A 25,914-nucleotide genomic window follows, 5' to 3' on the forward strand; every position below is an offset into this window, starting at 1 on the left:
AGCTCGAAGGCTGGCTTGTGGGGGTTTCCTACGAGAGAACCGTATTACTCAGCTTCGGCAGGAGCCTGTGCTGGTTTAACGGCATCTTCGTACGAGACCGACTTGTCGGTCACAGTCGCTTTCTGCAGAACAGTATCTACAACTTGTTCTTCCAGCACAACCGAACGCACTTCGTTCAGTTGCTGGTCGTTCTTGTAGTACCAGGCGATGACCTGCTCAGGCTCCTGGTAAGCCGAAGCCATTTCTTCGATCATTTCGCGAACCTTGGCGTCGTCCGGCTTCAGTTCGAACTGCTTGACCACTTCAGCAACGATCAGGCCCAGCACAACGCGGCGCTTGGCTTGCTCTTCGAACAGCTCGGCTGGCAGCTGCTCTGGCTTGATGTTGCCACCGAACTGCTGAACAGCCTGCACGCGCAGACGGTTGACTTCGTTTTCCAGCAGGGCTTTTGGCACTTCGATCGGGTTGGCGGCCAGCAGACCGTCCATGACCTGGTTCTTGACCTTGGTCTTGATCGCCTGACGCAGTTCACGCTCCATGTTCTTGCGAACTTCGGTGCGGAAGCCTTCCAGGGTCGATTCCTTGATGCCGAACTGGGCGAAGAATTCTTCGTTCAGCTCTGGCAGCACAGGGGCGGCAACGCTGTTGACGGTGATGGTGAACTCAGCGGCTTTGCCAGCCAGGTCCAGGTTCTGGTAGTCCTCTGGGAAGGTCACGTTGACAACGCGCTCTTCGCCAGCCTTGGCGCCAACCAGGCCGTCTTCGAAGCCTGGGATCATGCGGCCGGAGCCCAGTACCAGCTGGGTGCCCTTGGCCGAACCACCGGCGAACACTTCACCGTCGACCTTGCCGACGAAGTCGATGTTGACCTGGTCATCGTTCTGCGCGGCGCGCTCGACGGCTTCAAAGCGGGTGTTCTGCTTGCGCAGCACTTCCAGCATGTTGTCCAGGTCGGCGTCAGCCACTTCGGCGCTCAGGCGCTCGACGTTGATCGACTCCAGGCCGGCAACGGTGAACTCAGGGAACACTTCGAAGGTGGCGACGAATTCCAGGTCCTTGCCCTTTTCGAAGGACTTGGGCTCTACCGCCGGAGCGCCAGCCGGGTTCAGCTTCTGCTCGACGATGGCTTCGTAGAAGGAAGCCTGGACCAGGTCACCGAAAGCCTCTTGGCGGGCATCGGCCTCGAAGCGCTGACGGATCACGCTCATTGGCACCTTGCCTGGGCGGAAGCCGGCAACCTTGGCGCGCTTGGCAGTCTGTTGCAGACGCTTGTTGACTTCGTTCTCGACGCGCTCGGCCGGAACGGCGATGGTCATGCGGCGCTCGAGAGCGGAAGTGTTTTCAACAGAAACTTGCATGGATATTCCTCGTTGCACAGACGTTAGCCGGCGTTAGCCCGACTCCAGAATCAAGGGCAAGTATTCTAGTGAGTCGCGCAGCAGAAGTCACCCCACTCGGGACGACGGGAAACCACGCCGGTCGATTAACTTTCAAGGCCCGCACGGCGCACCGCCAGACCTGTTTCAATAAGGGCCGCACGACACCTGGGGCGCCCTACAGCCGAAATACCTTGTCAAACAACTGCCAACAACGATTTCGCTTCCTTTATTCAGGGTCGATTTCGTTGAACTGGCAGTACTCTTCCCATTGCATCCCCAGCGCCTCGGCAACCTCGCGGTGCGTCTCCAGGCGCATGGCCTGCAGTTGCTCCGGGGTTTCGGCGATCAGTTGCAGGGCCAGCTCCCAAGGCTGGATACCCTGCTCCTCGGCCGCATCCTCGAATGCCCATTCGATCTGCTGGGCCTGCTCGCGCGGATCCAGCTCGCGGATCTCTTCGAGCAGCTGCGGACTGGCCTCGGCAAAGCGCTGTAGCGCCAGGGCCTGACGGGCTTCTTTTGCGATCATCGGGTTGTTCCTCTGCCGGCCAACTGGGCCGTTGTTTCAACCGGCTGAAATCTAACAGCTTTTATTGGGGTGTCACCAGAGGATTGCAAGGGGGAATTGCGTCGCGGTCGCTAGTTTCTGGCGTGAGGTTTGTGGCGCTCGATCTCACAGGCGCCAGAACACTCAAGACATGCACACCGCAGCCACACAACCCCAAAACAAAAAGGCGCCCGATCTCACGATCAAGGCGCCTTTTCAAGAATATGGGGTGGACGATGGGAATCGAACCCACGACAACTGGAATCACAATCCAGCGCTCTACCAACTGAGCTACGCCCACCATATTGCAGTCTTGCGATGTTGCGGTACTACCTTACAGAAGCATGGTGCGGACGAAGAGACTCGAACTCTTACAGCTTGCGCCGCTGGAACCTAAATCCAGTGTGTCTACCAATTTCACCACGTCCGCGTAACGCTTAAAACAAAGGCGCCAGATGCTATCGAGGCGCCCTTGAAAAATATGGGGTGGACGATGGGAATCGAACCCACGACAACTGGAATCACAATCCAGCGCTCTACCAACTGAGCTACGCCCACCATATTGCATTACCGCCTACTTGCGTGCCAAAGCTGCCTAATGGCGCACCCGGCAGGACTCGAACCTGCGACCATCCGCTTAGAAGGCGGATGCTCTATCCAGCTGAGCTACGGGCGCTTAAGCTTGAAGCCTAACCGAACGAGACCTTAACAGATAACTGCTAAACCACTCATTCTGCCCGACTTAGCCAACCAGTGCTAGGCTGTGCCCGACAAGTGCGGCGAATCTTATAGTCGACCCTGTACCTCGTCAACACCTTTTTAAAAAAAATTTAAATTATTTAAGGGGTTAGGGGATTTGCCCGACCACCCGCCTTTGCCCGTGGGCCGTGTCGTGCGAGAATGCGCGCTCTTTATTGTTTCCTTCTCGATGGTTAATCACGCGTCTATGACTGCACACCTAATCGATGGCAAGGCGATCGCCGCCAACCTGCGCAAGCAGATCGCTCAACGTGTCGTGGAGCGTCGCCAGCAAGGCCTGCGTACGCCGGGCCTGGCAGTGATCCTGGTCGGCACCGACCCCGCCTCCCAAGTCTATGTCTCGCACAAGCGCAAGGACTGCGAAGAGGTCGGCTTCATTTCGCAGGCGTTCGACCTGCCCAGCGAGACCTCGCAGCAGGCCCTGACCGAGCTGATCGACCGCCTCAATGACGACCCGGCTGTCGACGGCATCCTGCTGCAGTTGCCGCTGCCGGCGCACCTGGACGCCTCGCTGCTGCTCGAGCGCATTCGCCCGGACAAGGATGTGGACGGTTTCCACCCGTATAACATCGGCCGCCTGGCCCAGCGCATCCCGCTGCTGCGCCCGTGCACGCCGAAAGGCATCATGGCCCTGCTGGAAAGCACAGGCCAGGACCTGTACGGCATGGATGCGGTGATCGTTGGTGCTTCCAACATCGTGGGTCGCCCGATGGCCATGGAACTGCTGCTGGCCGGCTGCACCGTCACCGTCTGCCACCGCTTCACCAAAGACCTGGCTGGCCATGTCGGGCGCGCCGACCTGGTGGTCGTGGCCGCCGGCAAGCCGGGCCTGGTCAAGGGTGAATGGGTCAAGGAAGGCGCTATTGTCATCGACGTGGGCATCAACCGCCAGGAAGACGGCAAGCTGGTCGGCGACGTGGTCTACGAGACCGCCCTGCCGCGCGCTGGCTGGATCACGCCGGTGCCGGGTGGCGTCGGGCCGATGACCCGTGCCTGCCTGCTGGAAAACACGCTGTATGCGGCAGAAGAGCTGCACAAGTAACACGGCGCAAAATGAAAACGGCACCTCTGGCAGGTGCCGTTTTTTTTGCCTGTGGTTAATCACTGAGCTTAGGCGATCACTTCCTGGCCGCTTCCCACGATTTAAGCAGCTCGTTGTAGCTGACCGTCTCGCCCTTGGGTTTTTCGTTGGCCAGCTTGGGTTTCGGAGCACCCGGCTGGTCGAACCAGTACTGGGCATCCTTCTCCGGGTTCAGCTTGGGCGCACAGGTGGCCTGGGCATTGGACCGTTGCAAGCGTTCCATCATGCGGTCCTGATCCCGCGCCAGGCCATCCAGCGCTTCCTGCGGGGTCTTCTCGCCGCTGGCCACCTCGGCGATATGGCTCCACCACAACTGCGCCAACCGTGGATAATCCGGTACGTTGGTACCGGTGGGTGTCCACTGCACCCGTGCCGGGCTGCGGTAGAACTCCACCAGCCCACCCAGCTTGGGTGCCAGGTCGGTCATGGCCTGGGAGTTGATGTCCGACTCGCGAATCGGCGTCAGGCCGACAATGGTCTTCTTCAGCGAGACGGTCTTGGAGGTGACGAACTGGGCATACAACCACGCTGCCAGGCGTTGCTTCTCGGGGGTGGACTTGAAGAACGTCCACGATCCCGTGTCCTGATAGCCCAGCTTCATTCCCTCCTCCCAATAAGGTCCCTTCGGCGAGGGCGCCATGCGCCACTTCGGCGTGCCATCGGCATTCACCACCGGCAATCCGGGCTTGGTCATGTCGGCGGTAAACGCGGTGTACCAGAAGATCTGCTGGGCGATGTTGCCCTGCGCCGGCACCGGCCCCGCCTCGGAGAAGGTCATGCCCTGCGCTTCCTTGGGCGCATAGGCACGCATCCAGTCCACGTACTTCTGGGTGGCATATACAGCGGCCGGGCCGTTGGTGTCGCCGCCACGGGTCACACTGGAGCCCACCGGGTGGCAGTCCTCCACGCGAATGCCCCATTCATCCACCGGCAGGCCGTTGGGCAGCCCTTTGTCGCCACCGCCGGCCATGGAGAACCAGGCATCCGTGAAGCGCCAGCCCAGCGACGGGTCTTTCTTGCCGTAATCCATATGGCCATAGACGCGCTTGCCGTCGATTTCCTTGACGTCTTCGGTAAAGAACTTGGCAATGTCTTCATAGGCCGACCAGTTCACCGGCACACCCAGCTCGTAGCCGTACTTTTCCTTGAACCTGGCCTTCAGGTCAGGGCGCTCGAACCAGTCGGCGCGGAACCAGTACAGGTTGGCGAACTGCTGGTCGGGCAGCTGGTAGACCTTGCCGTCTGGCGCAGTGGTGAAGGAAATGCCGATGAAGTCCTTGAGGTCCAGGGTCGGCGAGGTGTAGTCCTTGCCTTCGTTGGCCATCAGGTCGGTGATCGATTCCACCTTGCCGTAGCGAAAGTGCGTACCGATCAGGTCGGAGTCGTTGACCCAACCGTCGTAGATGTTCTTGTCCGACTGCATCTGTGTCTGCAGTTTCTCCACCACGTCGCCTTCCTGGAGCAGGTCGTGGGTCAGCTGGATGCCGGTGATTTCGCTGAAGGCCTTGGCCAGCACCTTGGATTCGTATTCATGGGTGGTGATGGTTTCCGACACCACGTTGATCTTCATGCCACGGAACGGCTCGGCGGCCTTGATGAACCACTTCATCTCGGCCATCTGCTGTTCCGGGGTTAGCGTCGATGGCTTGAACTCGCTGCCAAGCCATTTCTTCGCTGCGTCCTCGTATTGGTCGGCCCAGGCTGTGCCATGCACGCTGGCCAGCACCAGCAACGCGGCCAGGGTCAAATGTCGCGTTTTATGCTTGTTATCGAACATTGTGATCTCCCGTTTCTGTTAATCCACAGGGCCGCTCGCTCAGCCCCAGCGCAGCACCACCAGCCACGCCAGCGACAGCAGCGAGGCCACCCACAACGGCCACTCGCTGACGCCGACCACCAGCAAATGCAGGTAGGCGCTGGCCAGCAGGCCGATGAACAAGCGGTCACCCCGGCTGGTGACCAACGGCAAGAAGCCGCGCCGCTCCACGCAAGGGCGGCGCAGCTCAAGCAGTGTCATGCCCAGCAGCAGCACACCAACGGCAGCAAAGAACAGCGCCGTCGGCAAGGTCCAGGCCATCCACTCCATGCGTTGCCCTCCTCACACCCGGCCCAGGGCAAAGCCCTTGGCCACATGGTTGCGCACGAACCAGATCACCAGCATGCCCGGCAAAATGGTCAGTACCCCCGCCGCCGCCAGCACCCCCCAGTCGATACCCGAGGCCGACACGGTGCGGGTCATCACGGCCGCAATCGGCTTGGCATTCACCGAGGTCAGGGTGCGCGCCAGCAGCAGCTCGACCCAGGAAAACATGAAGCAGAAAAACGCCGTCACGCCGATACCAGAGCCAATCAGCGGAATGAAGATCTTCATGAAGAAGCGCGGGAAGCTGTAGCCGTCGATGTAGGCCGTTTCGTCGATTTCCTTTGGCACGCCCGACATGAAGCCCTCCAGGATCCACACCGCCAGCGGCACGTTGAACAGGCAATGGGCCAGGGCCACGGCTATATGGGTGTCGAACAGGCCGATCGACGAGTACAGCTGGAAGAACGGCAGCAGGAACACCGCCGGGGGCGCCATGCGGTTGGTCAGCAGCCAGAAGAACAGGTGCCGGTCGCCGAGGAAGCGGTAGCGCGAGAAGGCATAGGCCGCCGGCAGCGCCACCAGCAACGAAATCAGCGTGTTCAGGCACACGTAGTACAGCGAGTTGATGTAACCGCTGTACCAGCTGGCATCGGTGAAGATCACCCGGTAGTTGTCGAGGGTGAATGCCTGCGGCCACAGGGTCAGGCCGCCAAGGATCTCGGTGTTGCTCTTGAACGACATGTTCAGCAACCAGTAGATCGGCACCAGCAGGAAGAAGAAATACAGCAGCAGGGCCAGCGTTTTGCGCGTGCTCATGGGCTAGTCCTTGTCGGCATGGGTCATGGCTGTGTAGAACAGCCACGACACCAGCAGGATGATCAGGAAGTACACCAGCGAGAACGCCGCCGCCGGGCCCAGGTCGAACTGCCCCACGGCCATGCGCGTGAGGGTCTGGCTGAGGAAAGTGGTGGCGTTACCCGGCCCGCCACCGGTCAGCACGAACGGCTCGGTGTAGATCATGAAGCTGTCCATGAAGCGCAGCATCACCGCGATGAGTAGCACATTCTTCAGCTTGGGCAGCTGGATGTGGCGGAACACCGCCCAGCCCGAAGCACGGTCGATGCGCGCGGCCTGGTAGTACACGTCGGGGATGGCGCGCAGGCCCGAATAGCACAGCAGTGCCACCAGTGACGTCCAGTGCCATACGTCCATCACCAGCACCGTAAGCCAGGCGTCGAACGGGTCGCCGGCGTAGTTGTAGCTGACCCCGAGCTTGGCCAGGGTAGCGCCAAGCAGGCCGATGTCGGCACGGCCGAAGATCTGCCAGATGGTGCCCACCACGTTCCACGGGATCAGCAGCGGGATGGCCATGACGATCAGGCACACCGACGCCATGCGCCCCTTGGTCGGCATGGTCAGGGCAATGCCGATGCCCAGCGGGATCTCGATCAGCAGTACGCAGGCGGAATAGATGAACTGGCGCAGTAGCGCATCATGCAACGCCGGGTCGCGCAGCACCTGGCGGTACCAGTCGGCACCGACGAAGTAGCGGTTGGACTGGTCGAAAATATCCTGCACCGAGTAGTTGACCACGGTCATCATCGGTACCACCGCGCTGAACGCCACCAGCAGGAACACCGGCAGCACCAGCCACCAGGCTTTGTTGTTCGGCACTTTGTTCATGGCCCGGCCTCCAGCAGCACATCGTCGACGTACAGCATCAACCACTGCGCCGGCAAGCTGACCCAGGCCTGATCCACAGGCAACGGGCGGTCCTCGCCCAGGCGCGCCTTCAGCGCGACACCGCCTACTTCGACGGTGACGATGCGGTAGGTGCCCAGGTCTTCGATATCCAGCACGCGTGCGGGGATGGCGCCATCGAACGGGCTGTCCCACAGCTGCACGAATTCTGGTCGGATGCCCACTTGCAAGCGCCCGCCTGCCGTTGCCGCCAGCCGTTCGCGCAGGCCATCGGGCAGCGCCAGGTGGACATCACCAAACGCCACCCCGTCGGCTTCGGCACGCACCTCGATCAGGTTCATGCCCGGGCTGCCGATGAAGTAGCCGACAAAGGTATGCCGGGGCCGCTCGAACAGCTCACGCGGGGTGCCGAACTGAACGATGCGGCCACCGTGCATCACTGCGATCTTGTCAGCGAAGGTCGATGCCTCCAGCTGGTCATGGGTGACGTAGATCATGGTGATGTTGAACTGCTCGTGAATCTGCTTCAGCTTGCGCCGCAGCTTCCACTTCAGGTGCGGGTCGATCACTGTCAGCGGCTCGTCGAACAGGATCGCCGACACGTCATCGCGCACCAGGCCGCGGCCCATGGAGACTTTCTGCTTTTCGTCGGCGCTGAGGTTGCGCGCCTTCTTGCGCAACACGGCAGACAGGTCGAGCACCTCGGCAATTTCTTCCACCCGGGCACGCACCCGGGCTTCATCCAGCCCTTGGTTGCGCAAGGGGAAGGCCAGGTTGTCGAACACCGTCATGGTGTCGTACACCACCGGGAACTGAAACACCTGGGCAATGTTGCGCGCTTGCGGCGACAGCTGGTTGACCGGTTTGCCGTCGAACAGCACCTCGCCATGGGACGGCGTCAGCAGCCCGGAAATGATATTGAGCAGGGTCGACTTGCCGCAGCCCGACGGCCCAAGCAACGCGTAGGCGCCGCCCTGCTCCCATACATGCTCTAGCGCGTGCAGGGCATAGTCCGCCTCGCTGGCGGGCTGGCGACTGTAACTGTGCGCCAGTTGGCGCAGGCGGATTTCGGCCATCACCCTCTCCTTGCCTGGCGCAACCCCGGGGCCTGCACCAACGCCCCGGCGCTGTCGAAGACGAACAGCTTGTGGGTGGGGATGAACACGCGGATCGGCGTGTCCACCTGGTATTCGTGAACCCCGGGCAGGTGCAGGATCATGCGCCAATGCTCGTTGCGCACATGCAGGAAGGTTTCGGAACCGCTGATCTCCGCCAGCTCCACCAGCACCGCCAGTTCCAGGTCATCATCGTGGGCCGGCACCAGGGTGATATGGCTGGGGCGCACGCCAAAGCGGTAGTCGCCTTCGGCAAGCGCCTGCAAGTCGGCATTGCGGGCAAAATGCACGGCCTGGGCCAGGCTCACCTCGTTGCCACTGATACGGCCAGGCACCAGGTTGATCGGCGGCTCGGAGAACAGCTCGGCCGCCAGCACACTGCCCGGGCGCTGATACACCTCGGCGGTGGGGCCGCTTTGCACGATGCGGCCCTCATGCACAAGGGTGGTGGTGCCGCCCAGCGCCAGCGCCTCGTTGGGCTCGGTGGTGGCGTATACCGCAATGCAGTGGCGCGCCGCGAACAGCTCGCGAAGCTCCTGGCGCAGGCCTTCGCGCAACTTGTAGTCGAGGTTGACCAACGGCTCGTCAAAGAGGATCAACGAGGCATCCTTGACCAGCGCCCGGGCCATCGCCGTGCGTTGCTGCTGGCCGCCGGACAGCTCCAGCGGCAGGCGCTGCAGGTAGGTTTCGATGCGCAACATCTCGGCAGTTTCCTGCACACGCCTGCGGATGTCCGCCTCGGTCATACGCGCCTGGCGCAGCGGCGAGGCGATGTTTTCGTACACGCTCAGGGTCGGGTAATTGATGAACTGCTGGTACACCATCGACACGTTGCGCTGGCGCACCGGCACACCCGTCACGTCCTGGCCATCCATCAGCACCCGGCCCCGGTCCGGGCGATCGAGCCCGGCCATCAGGCGCATCAGGCTGGTCTTGCCGGCCAGGGTGCGACCCAGCAGCACGTTGAACGAACCAGGCTCGAAACGCAGCGAGGCATCGACGATCCACGGCTGGTTGTCGACGCTGCGACTGACCTGCTCCAGCACCAGGGACATGGCATGGCCTTCTTGTCGTTGTTGTCTGCCGGGAACAGCCAGTTCCGTGCCAGTTGCTCCCCGATGCTCTGGCTTGGGGCCTCGGCCGCAGACCATGCAAACCGGGGGTTCACAAATGAACACATTCACTGAACAACTGAACACCTGCCGGTTTGACAATGAACACCCGTGAACAACACTGAACAGCGGTCCGCCCATAACAACAACCACACAGGACAGGCCCATGGCCGCATCCGCTTCGACCCATGCCCAACTCATCCAGGCATCCTGGGCCCGCTGCCGCGATCACGGTTTGCAACCGCAGCACGCACCGGACTTCGACTGCCTGACCCGCGCCGAACTCAGCGAACTGCTGGAGAAACGCCAGGCCCTGCTGCGCCTGACCCGCGAGGAAGTGCTGCCGCAATATGCACACCTGCTGGGCAACGCCAGCTACCTGGTGATGCTGGCCGATGCCAGCGGCTGCCTGCTCGACAGCTGGGGTTCGCGGCGCTTCATCGAACCGCGCCAACAGCATGGTTTCAGCGCCGGCGCCCACTGGCACGAGCGCGGCGTTGGCACCAATGCCTTGGGCACCGCGCTGATTTGTGCCCAGGCCATTCACGTCGGCCAGGACGAGCACTTCCTGCGCCAGAACCGCTACATGTCCAGCGCCGCCGCCCCCCTGTTCGACGCTGCGCGGCAACTGGTCGGGGTGTTCGACGTGGCCAGCGACGGCTATCTGCCGCCCAGCCAGACACTGGGCCTGGTGCGCATGATGGGCCAGAGCCTGGAAAACCGCCTGATCTTCGCCGCGCATGCCGACCAGCATGCACAACTGATCTTCAACAGCGCCTCCGACAACCTCGACAGCCCCTGGGCCGGCCTGCTGGTGTTCGCTGAGCATGGGCAGGTGCTGGCCGCCAACCACCGGGCCGACAGCCTGCTCGGTGGTAACCCGTTGCAGCAGAACATCGAGCAGCTGTTCCAGTTGCCCCTGCAGCAGTTGCTCAGCCATCCCCGGCAACAGCCCTTCGCCCTCCAGGCCACCGGGCGCAACCGCTTTCATTGTCAGTGGCAACCGCCACGCGAAACACCCCGCCGCCCTGAACCTGGCAACAGCGAACCACGCCTGGAAAAAGCGCGAGTGCAGGCCGGCCTGCTGCTGGAAAAGGACATTCCAGTGTTGGTGCAGGGTGAAACCGGTGTGGGCAAGGAAGTGTTCGTGGAAACCCTGCACCGTGCCAGCAGCCGCGCCGACAAGCCCCTGGTCGCCGTCAACTGCGCGGCGATCCCGGCCGAACTGGTGGAGTCGGAGCTGTTCGGCTACGACAAAGGCGCGTTCACCGGCGCCCACCACAAAGGCAACCCGGGGCTGATCCGCAAGGCCGACCACGGCATCCTGTTTCTCGATGAGATCGGCGACATGCCGCTGCCTACCCAGGCCCGCCTGCTGCGCGTGTTGCAATCGCGCAGCATCCAGCCGCTGGGCAGCGGTGAACCGGTAGCGGTGGATATCCGCGTGGTGTCGGCGAGCAACCGCGACCTGGCCGAAGAGGTGCGTGCCGGGCGCTTTCGTCAGGATTTGTACTACCGCATTGCCGGGCTGACGGTGGTGCTGCCGCCGCTGCGCGAGCGTGCGGACCGGCGGCAGTTGATCGACCAGGTGCATGCTCGCTACCGCGAGCCTGGGCAACCGGCGCGGCTGCCCCCGGCCATTATGGAGTTGCTCGATCAGCACCCCTGGCCTGGCAATGTGCGCGAACTGGTCAGTGTGCTGCAGGTGGCACTGGCTTTGGCGGGCAGCGGGCCCGTCGGCGTCGAGCACCTGCCTGCAGGGTTTCTGGCCGAGTTGCAGGTGCCTGTGCTGGTGGCGACCGAAGCGGTAGACCTGCAGACGCTGGTTGAACAAGCCAATGGCAACCTGTCAGCAGTGGCGCGCGGCCTGGGGATCAGCCGGACCACCCTCTACAAGCGGCTGCGTGAGCGATGAATCTATTGACCTGCACGGCCGCTCAAGGATTACGCCACTGGACCGGTTGCCGGTAAGCCTGTGCCCAGGCTTGCACTTCACTGGCCGGCATAGGCCGGGCAATGCAGTACCCCTGCGCCAGCTCGCAGCCCAGCCCCATCAGCACCCGGCCGTGCTCGACGCTCTCCAGCCCCTCGGCGATCACCTCCCGGCCAAAGGCCCGGGCCAGGCCAATCACCGCTGCTGTGAGCGCCAGGTCGTCCTGATCATGGAGGATGTCACGCACGAACGACTGATCGATCTTGATCGTCTGGGTCGGCAAGCGTTTCAGGTAACTCAACGACGAATAGCCGGTGCCGAAATCGTCCAGCGAGAAGCGCACGCCCAGTGCGCGGCAGGCGTCCAGGCAACGGCTGACGTGCTGCAGGTTGTCGATGGCAACGGATTCGACGATTTCCAGGTCCAGCCTGGCCGGGTCCACCGCCGGGTACGCTGCCAGCAGCTGCTGCAGGCGCTCGGCAAAGTCACTGCGCTGTAAATGCCGCGCGGCGATATTCACACTCAGCGACCAAGGCTGCCCTTGCTGCTGCCAGGCCTGCAACTGGATCAAGGCCTGGTCGAGCACCCACTCGCCGATTTCAACGATCAGGTCGGTCTGCTCTACCCAAGGCAGGAAATCGCCGGGCGGCACCACGCCACGGCCTGGCCGCTGCCAGCGCAGCAAGCCCTCGAAGCCCAGCACCTGGCCGCTGCGCAGGTTGACCTTGGGCTGGTAGTAAAGGCAAAGCTCTCGGTTGTTAAGGGCCCGTCGCACCCGCGCCACTGTCTGGTGAGTGGCCTTGAGCTCCTGCTCCTGCGACACGTCGAACACGTGATACCGGTTGCGCCCGCGCTGCTTGGCCACATACATGGCCTGGTCGGCATGGCGCACCAGGGTATCGGCATCTTCATCATCCTGCGGGTACAGGGTCACGCCGATACTGGCGCTGAGCGAAAGCGTGTGCCCCCGAACCACACAGGGGGCCGCCAATGCCCGCAATACCCGCCGCAGGGCTGCATGCAGCTTTCGCTCATCATCGAAGTCGCGCAGGATCAGCACGAACTCGTCGCCCGACAACCGGGCCACCGCATCACCCCCGCGCAGGATGCGCTTAAGGCGCTGCGCCACTTCCACCAGCAGCAGGTCGCCCACCGCGTGCCCGTAACCGTCGTTGACCGCCTTGAAGCCATCCAGGTCGAGCATGCACACCGCCAGCGGGATGTCTTCACGCCGCGAGTAGGCCAGGGCCTGGTTCAACAGGTCGGACAGGTAGGCACGATTGGGCAGGCCAGTGAGCACATCGTGCCCCACCCGCCATTGCAAGGTGTGCAGCAGTTGGCGTTTCTCGGTGACGTCAAAGCGGATCGACACGTACTTGCGCACCAGGCCGGTCAGCGGGTCGACCAAGGGCACCATGGTGCTGTCGACCCAGTACAGCGAACCGTCCTTGGACCGGTTGCAGATCTCGCCCTTCCACACCCGCCCGGCGGCCAGGGCCCGCCACATGCCGACGAAGAACGCCGGCTCGTGCAGGCCGGAGTTGAGGATACGGTGGTTGGCTCCCAGCAGTTCCTCGCGGCTGTAGCCCGAGATGCTGCAGAACTGCTGGTTGACGTAGGTGATGTTCCCACGCAGGTCGGTTTCCGAAAAGATCGCGGCCGCGTCCACGGCCGCGCGATAGATATCATCCATAAAGCATCCTGCCTTAGCGGTTGAAGCGCTCCACCAGGGCGCGCAATCCGGCGCACACCTGTTCCAGTTCGGCGCCGCGCGAGGCAGCGGCGTTGGCGCTGTGGGCGCTGTGCTGGGCAATACCGGCTACGCCGTTGATCTGCCGCGAAACATCTTCGGCCACTGCCGACTGCTGCTGCGAAGCGGTCGCCATCTGCTGGCTCATGTCGCTGATGCGCTGCACCGCATCGCGAATGCCATGCAGCGCCTGTCGCGCTTCCTGCACCTGGGCAACGCCCAGTTCGGCACCTTCGATGCCCTGGCTGGCGATCACCACGGCTTCTTCGGCGCCACTGCGCAGCGCATCGATGATGGCCTGGATGTGCAGGGTCGACTGGCGGGTCTTGTCGGCCAGCGCCCGCACCTCATCGGCGACCACGGCAAAGCCGCGCCCTTGCTCGCCCGCACGCGCTGCCTCGATGGCAGCGTTGAGGGCCAGCAGGTTGGTTTGCTCGGCAATGCCGCGGATCATCCCGGCAGCCTCCGCGATGGCACCGGTCTGACCGGCCAGCTGGCTGACCGCCTGGTTGATCTGCGTCACGGTGCTGGCCAAGGTACGAATGGCTGCACCGCTGGCATCTGCCACCTGGCTACCCTGCTCGGCCAGCAGGTGCGCGGTGTGTGCCTCGGCGGCGGTCAACTGGACATGGTTGGCCACTTCACCGATGGAGGCAGCCATCTGGTTCATTGCGGTGGCGCTCAGGTCGGTTTCGGCACGTTGCTCCAGCAGCGCGGCCTCGGTGCCGCGCGACAGCTGCCCGGCATCGTGGGCGGCCACGGCCATTTGCCCGGCCAGGTCGCTTAACCGCGTCAATGCGGTTTTCAGGCGTGCCTCTTCGCTGATCAGCATCAGTTGCAGTTGCCCGGCGGCACCCGGCAAGTCGCTGTAGGTCAAGGCTGCAACCGGGTCGGCGAAGGCACCGTCGGCGCCTTGCACAACCCGCTGCAACTGCCGGCCAATGGCATCGCTTGCCCACAGGCCGTAGGCCAGGAACAGCCCCAGGGTCAGCCCCTGCCCCACCAGGCCAGGCCATAGCTGGTTGGCGCCCAGTGCCAGCAGCCCGCCCGCCAGTGGCAAGGCCAGCGCCTGCGCCAGCACGTTCAGCCGACGCGGCACCGACACTGCCGCCTGGCCGTTGCGCAGCCGCGCATACAGGGCTTCGGCACGGGCCACCTGCTCACGCGTGGGGCACACCCGCACCGACTCGTAGCCGACCACACGCCCGCCTTCGAGGATAGGCGTGACGTAAGCGTTGACCCAGTAGTAGTCGCCGTTACGGCAGCGGTTCTTGACGATGCCCATCCAGCTCTTGCCAGCTTTCAGGTAGCGCCACATCAACGCGTACACCGCCGGCGGCATGTCCGGGTGGCGCACCAGGTTGTGCGGGCTGCCGATCAGTTCGGCCTCACTGTAGCCGCTGATAGCGGCGAATTCGGGGTTGCAGTAGGTGATCAGGCTGGCGGTATCGGTAGCAGAAATCAGCCGCTGATCAGAGGGAAAACGTTGCTCGACCGGGGTAACCGGCAAGTTGAGGCGCACGATGAGACTCCATTCACTGACGTACCGGTACTCAGCTCATCGACAACCATCGGAACCGATCCGTAGCGATCCGCTCCAAATGGCACATGCGCTTCCCGCCGTTGGGCACGAGGCCGAACCACGCAGGGATGTTGACGATGACTGACCGGTCAAGCCGTGAATTCTACGAAATTCATCACATAAATAAAACAAAGGTGATCAATCATGGCGTTGCGCCATGTTGATAGATATCGTTAAGTTCTTGATTCTAAATGGGAATTAAGTGATGACGAGATCAGCTTTGGGTACCGCCCTGCGCCGCTACCGCAAGCTGGCGGGCCTGACCCAGGCACAACTGGCCGAACGGACCGGCTTCGATCCCAAGACCATCAGCCGCTTCGAAACCAGCACCTATACACCCAGCATCGATGCACTCATGGAGTTTGCTCAGGTGCTGGGCGTCAAACCCAAGGACTTCTTCGCCGAGCCGGACGACGAAGAGGAGCAGCGCGCCTACCTGTTCGGCGTCATCCACAACGCACCGCCCAAGGATCTTGGCAAGCTGATTGCAGCAGTGGAGCAGGCACTGGCCAAGCCCTGAACTGATTCGCGCATACCCACTTCACGGCATGCACCGAAGTAGAGCCTGGCAGGCCAGATTGCCCCATAACTGGTCAGACCGGTAAGGCCGAAAACCCTTGCAAAGTCGGATTTTTCGCGCTTTTATGGCCCCGCGCTGAACAAACCGGTAAGACCACAATAATTAAGTCCTGCGCTCTTTCGCCCCGTGCGGCTACCGAAGCAAGGACACCGATCAGAGATCAATCCCATGCTTAAATGGTGCTCGCGTTCGATCTTCCTGCAAGTCGTGCTCGGCCTTGCCCTCGGCATCGCCTGCGGTCTCAGCTTTCCCGACCTTTCCCTGCAACTCAAGCCCCTTGGGGACGGTTTCATCAAGCTGATCAAGATGCTCATCGGCCTGATCGTATTCTGCGTGGTGGTCAGCGGTATCTCGGGCGCGGGCGACCTGAAAAAGGTCGGGCGCATCGGCCTGAAGTCAGTGATCTACTTCGAAGTGCTGACCACCCTGGCGCTGGTGATCGGCCTGGTGTTCGCCTTCAGCAGTGGCATTGGTAGCGGTGCCAACATTCACCTGGACCAGTTGTCCACCGCCGATGCCAACGGCCTGGCCGAGCGCGGCCAGCACATTCACGGCGCCACGGCGTTCTTCATGGACCTGATCCCCACCTCGGTGATCGGTGCCTTCGCCGACAACAACATTCTTCAGGTGCTGTTGTTCTCGGTACTGTTCGGCAGTGCGCTGAACCTGGTGGGTGACTCGGCCGCCGGCATTTCGCGGCTGATCAACGAACTGAGCCATGTGATCTTCCGCATCATGGGCATGATCGTACGTCTGGCGCCTATCGGCGTATTCGGCGCCATCGCCTTCACCACCAGCAAATACGGCCTGGAATCGCTGCAGCACCTGGGCGGGCTGGTCGCACTGTTCTACCTGACCTGTGCCGGCTTCGTGCTGATCGTGCTGGGGACGGTCATGCGCCTGTCGGGCCTGAAGCTGTTGCCGCTCCTCAAGTACCTGCGTGAAGAGCTGACCATCGTGCTGGGCACCGCCTCTTCCGACGCCGTGCTGCCGCAGATCATGCGCAAGCTGGAGCACCTGGGCATTGGCAGCTCCACCGTCGGCCTGGTGATCCCGACGGGGTACTCGTTCAACCTCGACGGCTTCTCCATCTACCTGACCCTGGCCATCGTGTTCATCGCCAACGCCACCGGCACGCCGCTGGAAATGACCGACCTGCTGACCATCCTGCTGGTGTCGCTGGTGACGTCCAAGGGCGCTCACGGCATCCCAGGCTCGGCACTGGTCATCCTGGCCGCCACCTTGACCGCCGTACCCGCGATTCCGGTGGTTGGCCTGGTGCTGGTGCTGGCAGTGGACTGGTTCATGGGCATCGGGCGGGCATTGACCAACCTCATTGGCAACTGCGTGGCCACCGTGGCCATCGCCCGCTGGGAAAAGGACATTGACCTGGAGCGCGCGCAGAACGTGCTCGACGGCAAGCCCGGCTTTGCCCCCACGCCGCGCAAACAGCCCAACACGCACCATCAACAGGAATTCTGAACCAGAGCGGCCGGCGATCACGCCGGCCCTTGCAGGAGCGAACCGTGATCAGCTCATCAACCGTCGTCAACTCAGTGGTGGAAAAACTGCGCCAGGCCTTGGCCCGGGGCCAATGGCGCACCGGCGACATGCTGCCGGGCCAGCGCGAGCTGGCCGAACAACTGGGCATCAGCCGCCCTAGCCTGCGCGAAGCGGTGACCGTGCTGGAGACCCTGGGCCTGGTCCGCTCGTTGCCAGGCAAGGGCGTACTGGTACTGGACGCCGATGCCACCCTCCAGGAACCCGGCATCGACACCAGCGCTGCGGCCAGCCTGGCCGACGTACTGGAACTGCGCTACACCCTTGAGCCCTTCATCGTTGGCCTTGTGGCGCAATCGGCCAACAGCCAGGACATCGGCCAGTTACGCCTGACCCTGATGGACATGCGCGAAGCGCTGGAGGCCGATGACAGCGAAGCCGGCGTGAAGGCCTACATCGCCTTCCATGAAGCGCTGTTCGCGCTCACCACCAACCCGATCTTCCAGAGCGTGGTGCAGCAGACCGGCAATGCCCTGAAACAGAGCGCCGACATGCTGCGCAACTCGCCCGAGCACCTGGCGGCGCGGCTAAAGGAGAACGAAGCAGTGGTACGTGCCATACGTGAACGCAACAGCGCCCAGGCCAGTGCCCAGATGCGCCAGCACATCCTCGCCGAAGGCCAGCGCATGGGCATTTCGCTGAACATCCCGGACGAACACCCGCATCCATGACCCCAGGAGAGCGACCATGAACGCCGCCCCTCACCTGCCCGCCCTGCTTGCGGCCGGCGAAACCCGCCTGTCGGCCGAGCAGATCTACCCCCGGCTGTTCGACGCCATTCTCGAACAGCGCCTGCCCCCGGGCGCGCTGCTGCCCGAGCAGGCGTTGGGGCATGCCTTTGGTGTCAGTCGCACCGTGATTCGTCGTGTGCTTGGGCGCCTGTCCGACCAGCAGGTGGTGGTGCAGCGCCCCAGCCACACCGCGCACCTGGCCGCGCCCGACCCGGATCAGGCACGTCAAGTGCTCAGCGCCCGGCGCCTGGCCGAAACCACGCTGATTACCCTGGCCACCCAGCGCGCACGGCCGGCGCAGGTGCGCCAGCTGCGGCAACTGGTAGAGCGCGAGCGCCAGCACCACGAAAGCGGTGAGCGCTGCGCGGCGATCCGCCTGGGCGGTGAGTTTCACCTGAAACTGGCGCAGGTGGCGGCCAATGCGCCGCTGGCACGGTTCCTCAATGGGCTGGTGCCGATGACCTCACTGATCATCGCCCGCTACGAATCACCGTGTTGCGACCACTGTGCATGGGAAGAACACGCGGCCATCATCGATGCCGTGGAGCAAGGCGATGCCGAGGCGGCGTTGGGTTTGATGCACAAGCACCTGGACCGCCTGGAAGCAAAACTCGACCTGAATTGATCGTTCATGCTGACGCGGTCCTACAGGGATTGCGTCGCCTAAGCGATAAGGTGCACGGCAGTACTTCGCACGCCACCCTATACTGCAAAAACCACCCCAGCCTCTATCAGGGAGGCGGTTGCGTGAGTGCTCGAATCCTTCTGTTGCTGTGCCTGCTGTTGGCCCTGGCCGGCTGCGCGGGCAAGCGCCCACCTGCCCCGCCTACGCCTGCGGTGCTCACGCCCGCCGCCTGGCAACGCATCGACCAGGAGCTGATCGACGCTTCGGTCGGCGCAGCCGGCTCGGCCAACGACTATGCCCGGCGCTCCATGCGGGTATGGAAGGAACAGGTACAACAGCGCACCGAAAGCGACTTCATCCCTTGGTTCACCGGTTACTGGACCCAGCAGTGGCTCACCCTCAAAGTGGCCTGGTACAAGCTCGACAGCGGCGAAGGCCGTGAACCTGCGGAAAAGCGCCTGGCCCTGTACCTGCAGGAGCAATACCACGAGCGGGTGATCGAGCCGGTGGCCGAGCAGATCAATCCCGAGGGCATTCGCGACCGCGCCTGCGAGCTGTACCTGCAGCTGCTCGGCCAGCAGCTACCCGCCATCATCAGCCGCTACAACGCGCCGCCCGAGCAGGTCAGCCAGCGCCTCAACCGCATCCCCGCCATCCACCTGGGGCCGCCGGATGCGCGTAATGCCAGCCTGTACCAGTTGCTTCGGGCCAAGTCGCTGGACCAGCAACCGGCCTGGCAAGCCATGCGCCAGCACTTGCATGAGCAGGCCAGCAAAGGCCCCGGGCGAACCGATGTCGGGTTGAACTCGGTGGCCACCCAGGCCAGCGAAAAGCTCGGCGCTACCCTGGCGCCGCGCGGCATCGCCAGTGCCGTAGCGTCGGCGGTGGGCAAGGTGGCGGGGGCGATGATTTCGATTGCCGCGGCCGGCTACGGCATGATGACCCATGACCGCGAACACCCGCAGATGGTCGAACAGTTGCGGGTGATCCTCAACGTCGCGCTGAACCAGGAATGGCAAGAGTTGATGGAAAACCGCCAAAGCGGGGCCATGGCGGGAGTGTATTACTTGTCGGGGCAGGTTGAGGACAGTTTGCTGGCCAGTGTGCCGCGACCGGTTGAACAACCTGCGGAGCAGCAGGTAAAGCAGCAGCAAGAGCCTTTGATCATTCGCCTGCCGCCTTAGGGGTTGCCTGTACCTGCGCAGAGGCCGGTACAGGCAACCTGTCAGGCAGCGGCCATCGCGGAACTTGGCAGCCCGAACACCCGATCAAACGCCCAGTTGTAGGCAAAGGTGTAGCAAGGGACCAGCACGATGAACGCCATGTCCACCAGCAACGCCTCCACCAGTGTCATGTCGAGCCACCAGGCAATCAGCGGAATCAGGTAAACCACCAGCGTCAGCTGAAAGCCGATGGCATGCGCCACCCGCCGCGCCACGCTGCGCCCACGCTTGGCCTGGCGGCTCTCCCACCCTTCGAACAAGGTGTTGTAAACCAGGTTCCAGAGCATGGCGATGGTGGTGATCATCACCGCCAGCGGCCCGGTATGCGACGCCTGGGTGTCCGACAGGTAAGCCAGCCCGAGGGTCGACATGCACAACCCGATCAGCTCATAAAAAGTCACGTAGACCAGTTTGCGTTTCAATCCCTGCACTCGGGGTTACCTCCAATGACAAAAAGCGATGGGGCGCGATCATGCTTCACCATGCTTGACAGGAAAAGTCAGCAGCTGTCAGATCAACTGACAGGAGGCTGCCATGAACTTTTCCAGCGACAACATCCAGCTTTTTCTAGCCGTGCTCGACTGCGGTTCGTTTTCTGCCGCCGCGCGCGCCCTCAGGCGCGTGCCTTCAGCCGTGAGCATGGCTATCGGCAACCTTGAAGCGGAACTGGGCTACAGCTTGTTCGAACGGGGTTCGCGTGAGGTTCGCCCAACTGCCCAAGCCCTGGCCCTGGAACCACACGCCAGACTGATTGGCGAACAATTGGGATTGCTGCAGGTACACGCACTGGAGCTGTCTCAAGGGCTGGAAAGCAGCCTGACCCTGGCCGTGGTACCAGACATCGACCACCGGCCACTGTTGGCGGCTATCGCACACCTTGGCGAACGCCACCCGCTGCTGGATATCGCCCTGCTCAGCGCCCCGCAGGAAGAAGCCCTGCACCTGCTGGACAGTGGCCGCGCCGACCTCTGCGTGGCCTTTGCAGGCCTGCAGGTCGACGCCCGCCGAGGCTTCCAGCACATCGGCATGGAGTCGCTGGTGGCCACTCTGTCGCCGGCCCACCCGGCCTTGCGCGAGGGGCGCATCCATTACCTCGAAGACCTGACCCAGGTGCGTCAGATTCTGGTGCGCAGCCGCGACCTGCCAATGGCCGACCCGCGCCCGCTGATCGGTGCAGCGCACTGGTCAACCGACAGCTTCGACCTGGCGTTGCAAATGGTGGAAGCAGGCCTGGGCTGGGGCGACCTGCCGTTGTCGCGGGTTGCGCCGCTGCTCGCCAGCGGACGCCTGGTGCGCCTGGGTTTTCGCAATACACGCAACGAGTTGCAGTTGCCGGTACACATCTTGTGGCGCAAGCAACAACCGCTGCAGCAAGCCGCACGGCTGTTGATCCAGCAGTTGAGTAACCGTTGATTACCGTCTGTCGAAACGGCCGTAAGAATTTTCTGTAAGTACTTCAATCTTTTACCCCTTTAGCCGATATCCCGGTCGACAGGCCCCGCAGTGCGTCATGAGCGCGCTGCGCCCTCCCTTCATTGGCTCAAGGTCTCGAAACATGAACCTGAAATTTCGCCACAAGATCCTGCTCAGCGCCTGCGGCGTCGTGGTCCTGGCATTTGCCCTGTTCACGCTCTACAACGACTACCTGCAACGCAACACCATCCGCCAGAACATCGAAGCGTCGGTGCAGCAATCCGGTGCACTGACCGCCAGCAGCGTGCAGAACTGGATGAGCGGGCGCATCCTGGTGCTGGAAAACCTGGCCCAGGACATCGGCCAGCAAGGTGCCGGCGAGACCCTGGCCGGGCTGATCGAGCAGCCGTCCTACACGCGTAATTTCCTGTTCACGTACCTGGGCCAGGCCAACGGTGCGTTCACCCAGCGCCCGGACGCCCAGATGCCTGCCGGTTACGACCCGCGCCAGCGCCCTTGGTATGGCGCCGCCGCCAGCGCCGGGCAGACCGTGCTGACCGCCCCCTACCAAGGCGCGGTCGGCGGCCTGATGGTCACCATCGCCACCCCGGTGAAGAGCAAAAGCAACGGCGAGCTGATCGGTGTGGTCGGCGGTGACGTGACCCTCGACACCTTGGTCGAGATCATCAACTCGGTCGACTTCGGCGGCATCGGCCACGCCTTCCTGGCAGACGCCAATGGCCAGGTGATTGTCAGCCCCGACAAAGACCAGGTGATGAAGAACCTCAAGGACATCTACCCCGGCAGCAACCTGCGGATTGCCGCCGGCATGCAGGATGTCACCCTCAACGGCCAGGACCGCATCATTTCCTTCGCCCCGGTAGCCGGCCTGCCGTCGGCGCAGTGGTACATCGGCCTGTCGATTGACAAGGACAAGGCTTACGCAGCACTCAGCCAGTTCCGCACCTCGGCGATCATCGCCATGCTGATTGCCGTGGCCGCCATCGCCGGCCTGCTTGGCCTGCTGATCCCGGTGCTGATGAGCCCGCTGACCACCATGGGCCGCGCCATGCGCGACATCGCCGAGGGTGAAGGCGACCTTACCCGCCGCCTGACCGTGCAGAACAAGGACGAGTTCGGCGAACTGGCCACCTCGTTCAACCGCTTCGTCGAGCGCATCCATGCCTCGATCAGCGAAGTGTCCTCAGCCACCCGCCTGGTGCACGACCTGTCGGAAAAAGTGGTCAGCGCTTCCAACGCGTCGATCACCGGCTCGGAAGAACAGAGCATGCGCACCAACAGCGTGGCGGCGGCCATCAACGAACTGGGCGCCGCCACCCAGGAAATCGCCCGCAACGCCGCCGATGCTTCGCAGCATGCCAGCGGCGCCAGCGAGCAGGCACACGGCGGACGTGAAGTGGTAGAAGAGGCGATCAGTGCCATGACCGCCTTGTCGCAGCGCATCAGCGAGTCGTGCGCGCAGATCGAAACACTCAACGCCAGCACCGACGAAATCGGCAAGATTCTCGACGTGATCAAGGGTATTTCGCAGCAGACCAACCTGCTGGCACTGAACGCCGCGATCGAGGCGGCCCGTGCCGGTGAAGCCGGCCGTGGCTTTGCCGTAGTGGCCGACGAAGTGCGCAACCTGGCACACCGTACCCAGGAGTCGGCGGAAGAGATCCACCGCATGATCACCAGCCTGCAGGTAGGCTCGCGCGAAGCGGTGCACACCATGAACACCAGCCAGGTGTCCAGCGAGCAGACCGTGCAGGTAGCCAACCAGGCCGGTGAACGCCTGGCCAGCGTGACCCAGCGCATTGGCGAAATCGATGGCATGAACCAGTCCGTGGCGACCGCGACCGAAGAGCAGACCGCCGTGGTCGAGAGCCTCAACCTGGACATCACCCAGATCAACGCCCTGAACCAGCAGGGCGTGGAAAACCTGAACGAAACCCTGCGTCATTGCGACCAGCTGGCCCAGCAGGCCGGGCGCTTGAAGCAGCTGGTGGGCAGCTTCAGAATCTGATGGACCCGAAGAGGGGCGCTGTGCGCCCCTTTTTTTATGCCACAGCCGCTTTCGTGGCCCTGTCCCGCCGCACCCAGGCCAGCAACACCGCCGCCATCAGCACGAAACCCAGGTAGCCAAACAACGGGTACACCTCCCCCACCAGGCTGATGAACCCCACCAGGCTGCAGCCAAAAGCCACCACCCCGGTTATCACCGAACCCCAGCGGAACGTTGCGGTGCCCGCCGGCAGCAGCCGCGAAAGAAACGAAAACAACGTACCCACTGCCGTGTTGACGATCATGCCGAAGATGATCAGGCACATCACCACCCCCAGCAGCGGTGACACTTCGTTGGCAATCGACAGCATCGGCATGGGCAAGTCGGCCACGCTGTCCAGGCGCGACAACAGCCCGGCACTCATCACCAGCATCAGGCCGCCCAACGCCGCCCCCCCCAGCAGGCCACCCCACACTGCAGTTTTCTCGCCCTTGGCCGAGCCCCCCAGAATGGCCAGAATCGGCGCACCGGCAACGATGTTGTACGACACATACAGAAACGCGCCCAACAGCCAGTGCCGGGTACCGGCCTGCTGCTGGCTGGCCAGCTGGTCGAGCGCGGCGAAGCTCTGTTCACGGGTAAACACGGCGTACAGTGCAATCGCCGAAGCCACCAGGATCAACAGCGGTGTGATGGCACCGATGGCCAGGATCACCTTGCGCACGTCCAGGCACACAATCGCCACCACCACCAACGTCACCAACACGCTGCCGGTCAGTGCCGGAATGCCGAACTGTTGCTCCAGCAACGCGCCCCCACCGGCCAGCATGACCACCGTGACGGCAAACATGAAAAAGGTGATCAGCCAGTCGACAAACAGGCCCAGGTAGCGACCGCAGATGGCCTGGATCACGTCCTTGTGCGAGGTGGCCTGCTGGCGGTTGCCCAACCCGGCCAGGGCCATGCCAAGGAAGGTAAACAGGGCTGCACTGACCAGTGCCCCCACCAACCCCCACACACCGAAATCGACAAAGAACAACAACAGTTCCCGCCCCGAAGCGAAGCCCGCCCCCACGATCACGCCGACAAATGCGCCGGCAATCTTCAGCTGCTCTTGCATGTGAACCTCTGGATTTATTGTTGTTGTTTTGCTGCCACCGCATCGCTTCTGCGGGAGCGGCCTCTGCTCAGTTACAGATCGCCGACAAACGCCTGCACTTCAATCTCCACGTCCACTCCCAGCGCCAACGCCGAGGCCACTGTCGAGCGCACCGGCAACGCGGCACCGAAGAACTCCTTGTACACCTCGTTGAAACCGGCGAAGTGGCTCATGTCCGACAGCCATACCGTGGCCTTTACCACCTGGTCGAAACGTGCGCCGCAAGCCGCCAGGCTTTCGGCAATGCGCTCGCAGGCGGCGCGGGTCTGGGCCTGGATGTCACCACGCACCACTTCACCGCTGGCGCTCATCGGCACCTGGCCAGAGAGAAACAGAAAACCCCCGGCCTTCACTGCACGGGAAAACGGGAACGGCAGGCTGCTGGGAAAACGCTGGATGTCATTGCTCATGGGATGCTCCTTTCAAGGTTGCTGGAAACGGGCCGGGGACAGACGCTCGGGCGCCACACCCTGACTGACAAGGCTAGAGCACAGGGGTTGGCCAAGCAGCAGGTCGGCGGCCAGGCGCGAAGCCCCCGCTGCCGACTGGATGCCATAGCCACCTTGCGCCGCCAGCCAGAAGAACGCTGGGGCGTATGCATCGAAACCCACCACCAGGTCGCCGTCTGCAACGAACGAACGCAGCCCGGCCCAGGTGTGACTGGGGCGGCGGATCTTCAAGGTGGTCATGCTTTCGATGTTGTAAATGCCCAACGCCACATCGAGCTCTTCCGGCGCAGCATCTTGCGGCTCGACCGGGTCGGCGTTGGCAGGCGAACCGAGCAATTGCCCGGCGTCGGGTTTGAAGTAGAAGCTTTCGTCGACACCAATTACCGCTGGCCAACGGGCGAAGTCCTGGTCGGCAGGGCCCGGAAAGGTGAATGCACTGCGCCGGCACGGTTGCAGGCCGATGCGCCCCACACCGCATTGCTCGGCCACACAGTCCGCCCAGGCACCCGCGGCATTGACCAGCTGACGTGCCTGCAGACGGCTGCCACCAGCCAATTCCACCTGCCACAGGTTGTCCAGGTACACGGCCTGGATCAGCTCGGCGTTGCAGCGCAGTTCACCCCCGGCAGCGCGATAACCGCGCAGGAAGCCTTGGTGCAAGGCATGCACATCAAGGTCCATCGCGCCCGGCTCCAGCACTGCGCCAGCCAGGGTTTCGCCGCGCAGACTGGGTACCAGTGCCAGCGCGGCATCACGGTCAAGCAGGCTGACCTCGGTGCCATTGGCCAGGTTCTGCGCGTGGGTCTGCTCAAGCAGCTCGCGCTGTTCCACGCTGGCCACATACAGGCAGCCGCGCGGCTCCAGCAGCGGGTGCTCGCAGAAGCCTTCCGGCGGGGCTTCATAAAAGGCCCGGCTGGCGCGGGTCAGCGCCTGGATCTGCGCAGTGCCGTAGGCCTCCATGAACATGGCCGCCGAACGCCCGGTGGAATGGTAGCCAGGCTGTGCTTCGCGCTCGATCAGCAGCACCCGCTGCTGGCCAGCCAGGCGATAGCCCAGCGAGGCACCGGCAATGCCGGCGCCGATGATCAGGGTGTCGTAGATCGAGGTCATGCACGCTCCTGACAAGC

21 protein-coding genes, 4 tRNA genes and 4 pseudogenes are annotated in these 25,914 nt (G+C 63.0%); 10 read left to right on the forward strand and 19 right to left on the reverse strand.

Going from position 1 to position 25,914, the window contains the following annotated elements:
• Positions 1-44: 44 nt before the first annotated feature.
• From tig to FHW75_RS07970, 6 genes are all read right to left on the reverse strand, one after another.
• A complete protein-coding gene (gene tig / locus FHW75_RS07945) occupies positions 45-1,358 on the reverse strand; it encodes a trigger factor (protein ID WP_019097185.1) in 1,314 nt (437 codons plus the stop codon).
• Positions 1,359-1,605: 247 nt separating this feature from the next.
• The gene (locus FHW75_RS07950; protein WP_019097186.1) at positions 1,606-1,905 is read right to left on the reverse strand and encodes a DUF6388 family protein; all 300 of its coding nucleotides are present in this window, start codon (positions 1,903-1,905) and stop codon (positions 1,606-1,608) included.
• Positions 1,906-2,148: 243 nt separating this feature from the next.
• A tRNA-His gene (locus tag FHW75_RS07955) sits at positions 2,149-2,224 on the reverse strand.
• 44 nt (positions 2,225-2,268) lie between these two features.
• A tRNA-Leu gene (locus FHW75_RS07960) sits at positions 2,269-2,353 on the reverse strand.
• Between the two features lie 52 nt (positions 2,354-2,405).
• Positions 2,406-2,481, reverse strand: a tRNA-His gene (locus tag FHW75_RS07965).
• Between the two features lie 41 nt (positions 2,482-2,522).
• Positions 2,523-2,599 (reverse strand) — tRNA-Arg (locus FHW75_RS07970).
• Between the two features lie 270 nt (positions 2,600-2,869).
• Here FHW75_RS07970 and folD point away from each other — a divergent pair.
• Positions 2,870-3,724 carry a bifunctional methylenetetrahydrofolate dehydrogenase/methenyltetrahydrofolate cyclohydrolase FolD gene (gene folD / locus FHW75_RS07975; protein ID WP_016714772.1) on the forward strand — a complete coding sequence of 285 codons (855 nt, stop codon included), beginning with the start codon at positions 2,870-2,872 and terminating at the stop codon, positions 3,722-3,724.
• A gap of 76 nt (positions 3,725-3,800) precedes the next feature.
• Here folD and FHW75_RS07980 read toward each other — a convergent pair whose 3' ends face one another.
• The 6 genes from FHW75_RS07980 to FHW75_RS08005 are packed head-to-tail and all read right to left on the reverse strand — an operon-like array spanning position 3,801 to position 9,717.
• A complete protein-coding gene (locus FHW75_RS07980; protein ID WP_019097187.1) occupies positions 3,801-5,540 on the reverse strand; it encodes an ABC transporter substrate-binding protein in 1,740 nt (579 codons plus the stop codon).
• A gap of 39 nt (positions 5,541-5,579) precedes the next feature.
• Positions 5,580-5,849, reverse strand: coding sequence for a DUF2160 domain-containing protein (locus FHW75_RS07985; protein WP_161989803.1), 270 nt, complete (start codon positions 5,847-5,849; stop codon positions 5,580-5,582).
• Positions 5,850-5,861: 12 nt separating this feature from the next.
• A complete protein-coding gene (locus tag FHW75_RS07990) occupies positions 5,862-6,662 on the reverse strand; it encodes a carbohydrate ABC transporter permease (protein WP_016714775.1) in 801 nt (266 codons plus the stop codon).
• A gap of 3 nt (positions 6,663-6,665) precedes the next feature.
• Positions 6,666-7,529, reverse strand: a complete 864-nt coding sequence (locus FHW75_RS07995; RefSeq protein ID WP_016714776.1) for a carbohydrate ABC transporter permease — start codon at positions 7,527-7,529, stop codon at positions 6,666-6,668.
• On the reverse strand, positions 7,526-8,623 hold the full coding sequence (locus tag FHW75_RS08000) for an ABC transporter ATP-binding protein (RefSeq protein WP_025754406.1): 1,098 nt from the start codon (positions 8,621-8,623) through the stop codon (positions 7,526-7,528). The genes FHW75_RS07995 and FHW75_RS08000 overlap by 4 nt, the downstream gene beginning before the upstream one ends.
• Positions 8,623-9,717, reverse strand: a complete 1,095-nt coding sequence (locus FHW75_RS08005) for an ABC transporter ATP-binding protein (protein WP_019097190.1) — start codon at positions 9,715-9,717, stop codon at positions 8,623-8,625. The genes FHW75_RS08000 and FHW75_RS08005 overlap by 1 nt, the downstream gene beginning before the upstream one ends.
• A gap of 223 nt (positions 9,718-9,940) precedes the next feature.
• On the opposite strand from FHW75_RS08005, the gene FHW75_RS08010 reads away from it, so the two are divergent.
• Positions 9,941-11,689 (forward strand): sigma-54-dependent Fis family transcriptional regulator, encoded by a 1,749-nt coding sequence (locus tag FHW75_RS08010; protein WP_183673457.1) that lies wholly within the window; start codon positions 9,941-9,943, stop codon positions 11,687-11,689.
• Positions 11,690-11,711: 22 nt separating this feature from the next.
• Here the strand turns inward: FHW75_RS08010 and FHW75_RS08015 are convergent, their stop codons facing one another.
• The 3 genes and pseudogenes from FHW75_RS08015 to FHW75_RS27125 all read right to left on the reverse strand — a co-directional run.
• Entirely contained in the window at positions 11,712-13,400 is a 1,689-nt protein-coding gene (locus tag FHW75_RS08015; protein WP_025754408.1) for a bifunctional diguanylate cyclase/phosphodiesterase, read from the reverse strand.
• Between the two features lie 13 nt (positions 13,401-13,413).
• A pseudogene (locus FHW75_RS27120) lies at positions 13,414-13,908 on the reverse strand (methyl-accepting chemotaxis protein); the annotation flags it as partial.
• Positions 13,909-14,649: 741 nt separating this feature from the next.
• A pseudogene (locus FHW75_RS27125) lies at positions 14,650-14,979 on the reverse strand (PAS domain-containing protein); the annotation flags it as partial.
• A 265-nt stretch (positions 14,980-15,244) separates the two neighbouring features.
• Between FHW75_RS27125 and FHW75_RS08025 the strand changes: the two are divergent.
• The 5 genes from FHW75_RS08025 (at position 15,245) to FHW75_RS08045 (ending at position 19,719) form a co-directional block, all read left to right on the forward strand.
• On the forward strand, positions 15,245-15,559 hold the full coding sequence (locus FHW75_RS08025) for a helix-turn-helix domain-containing protein (protein WP_025754409.1): 315 nt from the start codon (positions 15,245-15,247) through the stop codon (positions 15,557-15,559).
• 228 nt (positions 15,560-15,787) lie between these two features.
• Positions 15,788-17,101: a C4-dicarboxylate transporter DctA gene (locus tag FHW75_RS08030; protein WP_019097194.1), complete on the forward strand. Its 1,314-nt coding sequence runs from the start codon at positions 15,788-15,790 to the stop codon at positions 17,099-17,101.
• 44 nt (positions 17,102-17,145) lie between these two features.
• Positions 17,146-17,850: a FadR/GntR family transcriptional regulator gene (locus FHW75_RS08035; protein ID WP_016714784.1), complete on the forward strand. Its 705-nt coding sequence runs from the start codon at positions 17,146-17,148 to the stop codon at positions 17,848-17,850.
• A 16-nt stretch (positions 17,851-17,866) separates the two neighbouring features.
• Positions 17,867-18,535 (forward strand): GntR family transcriptional regulator, encoded by a 669-nt coding sequence (locus FHW75_RS08040; protein ID WP_016714785.1) that lies wholly within the window; start codon positions 17,867-17,869, stop codon positions 18,533-18,535.
• Positions 18,536-18,657: 122 nt separating this feature from the next.
• Positions 18,658-19,719 carry a hypothetical protein gene (locus FHW75_RS08045; protein ID WP_016714786.1) on the forward strand — a complete coding sequence of 354 codons (1,062 nt, stop codon included), beginning with the start codon at positions 18,658-18,660 and terminating at the stop codon, positions 19,717-19,719.
• 41 nt (positions 19,720-19,760) lie between these two features.
• Here FHW75_RS08045 and FHW75_RS08050 read toward each other — a convergent pair whose 3' ends face one another.
• Positions 19,761-20,189, reverse strand: coding sequence for a PACE efflux transporter (locus tag FHW75_RS08050; RefSeq protein ID WP_016714787.1), 429 nt, complete (start codon positions 20,187-20,189; stop codon positions 19,761-19,763).
• A 103-nt stretch (positions 20,190-20,292) separates the two neighbouring features.
• Here FHW75_RS08050 and FHW75_RS08055 point away from each other — a divergent pair, with 103 nt between their 5' ends.
• From FHW75_RS08055 to mcpA (FHW75_RS27135), 3 genes and pseudogenes are all read left to right on the forward strand, one after another.
• Positions 20,293-21,171, forward strand: coding sequence for a LysR family transcriptional regulator (locus tag FHW75_RS08055; protein ID WP_016714788.1), 879 nt, complete (start codon positions 20,293-20,295; stop codon positions 21,169-21,171).
• A 142-nt stretch (positions 21,172-21,313) separates the two neighbouring features.
• Positions 21,314-22,345 (forward strand): annotated as a pseudogene (mcpA, locus tag FHW75_RS27130) (methyl-accepting chemotaxis protein McpA); the annotation flags it as partial.
• Between the two features lie 258 nt (positions 22,346-22,603).
• Positions 22,604-23,200: pseudogene (gene mcpA / locus FHW75_RS27135) on the forward strand (methyl-accepting chemotaxis protein McpA); the annotation flags it as partial.
• Positions 23,201-23,234: 34 nt separating this feature from the next.
• Here the strand turns inward: mcpA (FHW75_RS27135) and FHW75_RS08065 are convergent.
• The 3 genes from FHW75_RS08065 to FHW75_RS08075 all read right to left on the reverse strand — a co-directional run bounded on the left by FHW75_RS08065 (position 23,235) and on the right by FHW75_RS08075 (position 25,897).
• Entirely contained in the window at positions 23,235-24,299 is a 1,065-nt protein-coding gene (locus tag FHW75_RS08065; protein ID WP_025754411.1) for a membrane protein, read from the reverse strand.
• A gap of 71 nt (positions 24,300-24,370) precedes the next feature.
• The gene (locus tag FHW75_RS08070) at positions 24,371-24,748 is read right to left on the reverse strand and encodes a RidA family protein (protein ID WP_012271538.1); all 378 of its coding nucleotides are present in this window, start codon (positions 24,746-24,748) and stop codon (positions 24,371-24,373) included.
• 12 nt (positions 24,749-24,760) lie between these two features.
• Positions 24,761-25,897, reverse strand: a complete 1,137-nt coding sequence (locus FHW75_RS08075; protein WP_183673459.1) for an FAD-binding oxidoreductase — start codon at positions 25,895-25,897, stop codon at positions 24,761-24,763.
• Positions 25,898-25,914 lie beyond the last annotated feature (17 nt).

The sequence above is a fragment of the Pseudomonas sp. OG7 genome (assembly GCF_014192825.1).
Taxonomy (GTDB): domain Bacteria; phylum Pseudomonadota; class Gammaproteobacteria; order Pseudomonadales; family Pseudomonadaceae; genus Aquipseudomonas; species Aquipseudomonas monteilii.

Excerpts from the sequence above, each read along its gene's own strand:
- FHW75_RS07950 (WP_019097186.1), bottom strand. The coding sequence starts at position 1,905 with ATGATCGCAAAAGAAGCCCGTCAGGCCCTGGCGCTACAGCGCTTTGCC.
- FHW75_RS07995 (WP_016714776.1), bottom strand. The coding sequence starts at position 7,529 with ATGAACAAAGTGCCGAACAACAAAGCCTGGTGGCTGGTGCTGCCGGTG.
- FHW75_RS08040 (WP_016714785.1), top strand. The coding sequence starts at position 17,867 with ATGAACGCCGCCCCTCACCTGCCCGCCCTGCTTGCGGCCGGCGAAACC.
- tig (WP_019097185.1), bottom strand. The coding sequence starts at position 1,358 with ATGCAAGTTTCTGTTGAAAACACTTCCGCTCTCGAGCGCCGCATGACC.
- FHW75_RS08065 (WP_025754411.1), bottom strand. The coding sequence starts at position 24,299 with ATGCAAGAGCAGCTGAAGATTGCCGGCGCATTTGTCGGCGTGATCGTG.
- FHW75_RS08005 (WP_019097190.1), bottom strand. The coding sequence starts at position 9,717 with ATGTCCCTGGTGCTGGAGCAGGTCAGTCGCAGCGTCGACAACCAGCCG.
- FHW75_RS08010 (WP_183673457.1), top strand. The coding sequence starts at position 9,941 with ATGGCCGCATCCGCTTCGACCCATGCCCAACTCATCCAGGCATCCTGG.
- FHW75_RS08055 (WP_016714788.1), top strand. The coding sequence starts at position 20,293 with ATGAACTTTTCCAGCGACAACATCCAGCTTTTTCTAGCCGTGCTCGAC.
- FHW75_RS08030 (WP_019097194.1), top strand. The coding sequence starts at position 15,788 with ATGCTTAAATGGTGCTCGCGTTCGATCTTCCTGCAAGTCGTGCTCGGC.
- folD (WP_016714772.1), top strand. The coding sequence starts at position 2,870 with ATGACTGCACACCTAATCGATGGCAAGGCGATCGCCGCCAACCTGCGC.
- FHW75_RS08015 (WP_025754408.1), bottom strand. The coding sequence starts at position 13,400 with ATGGATGATATCTATCGCGCGGCCGTGGACGCGGCCGCGATCTTTTCG.
- FHW75_RS07985 (WP_161989803.1), bottom strand. The coding sequence starts at position 5,849 with ATGGAGTGGATGGCCTGGACCTTGCCGACGGCGCTGTTCTTTGCTGCC.
- FHW75_RS08070 (WP_012271538.1), bottom strand. The coding sequence starts at position 24,748 with ATGAGCAATGACATCCAGCGTTTTCCCAGCAGCCTGCCGTTCCCGTTT.
- FHW75_RS08025 (WP_025754409.1), top strand. The coding sequence starts at position 15,245 with ATGACGAGATCAGCTTTGGGTACCGCCCTGCGCCGCTACCGCAAGCTG.
- FHW75_RS07980 (WP_019097187.1), bottom strand. The coding sequence starts at position 5,540 with ATGTTCGATAACAAGCATAAAACGCGACATTTGACCCTGGCCGCGTTG.
- FHW75_RS07990 (WP_016714775.1), bottom strand. The coding sequence starts at position 6,662 with ATGAGCACGCGCAAAACGCTGGCCCTGCTGCTGTATTTCTTCTTCCTG.
- FHW75_RS08000 (WP_025754406.1), bottom strand. The coding sequence starts at position 8,623 with ATGGCCGAAATCCGCCTGCGCCAACTGGCGCACAGTTACAGTCGCCAG.
- FHW75_RS08075 (WP_183673459.1), bottom strand. The coding sequence starts at position 25,897 with ATGACCTCGATCTACGACACCCTGATCATCGGCGCCGGCATTGCCGGT.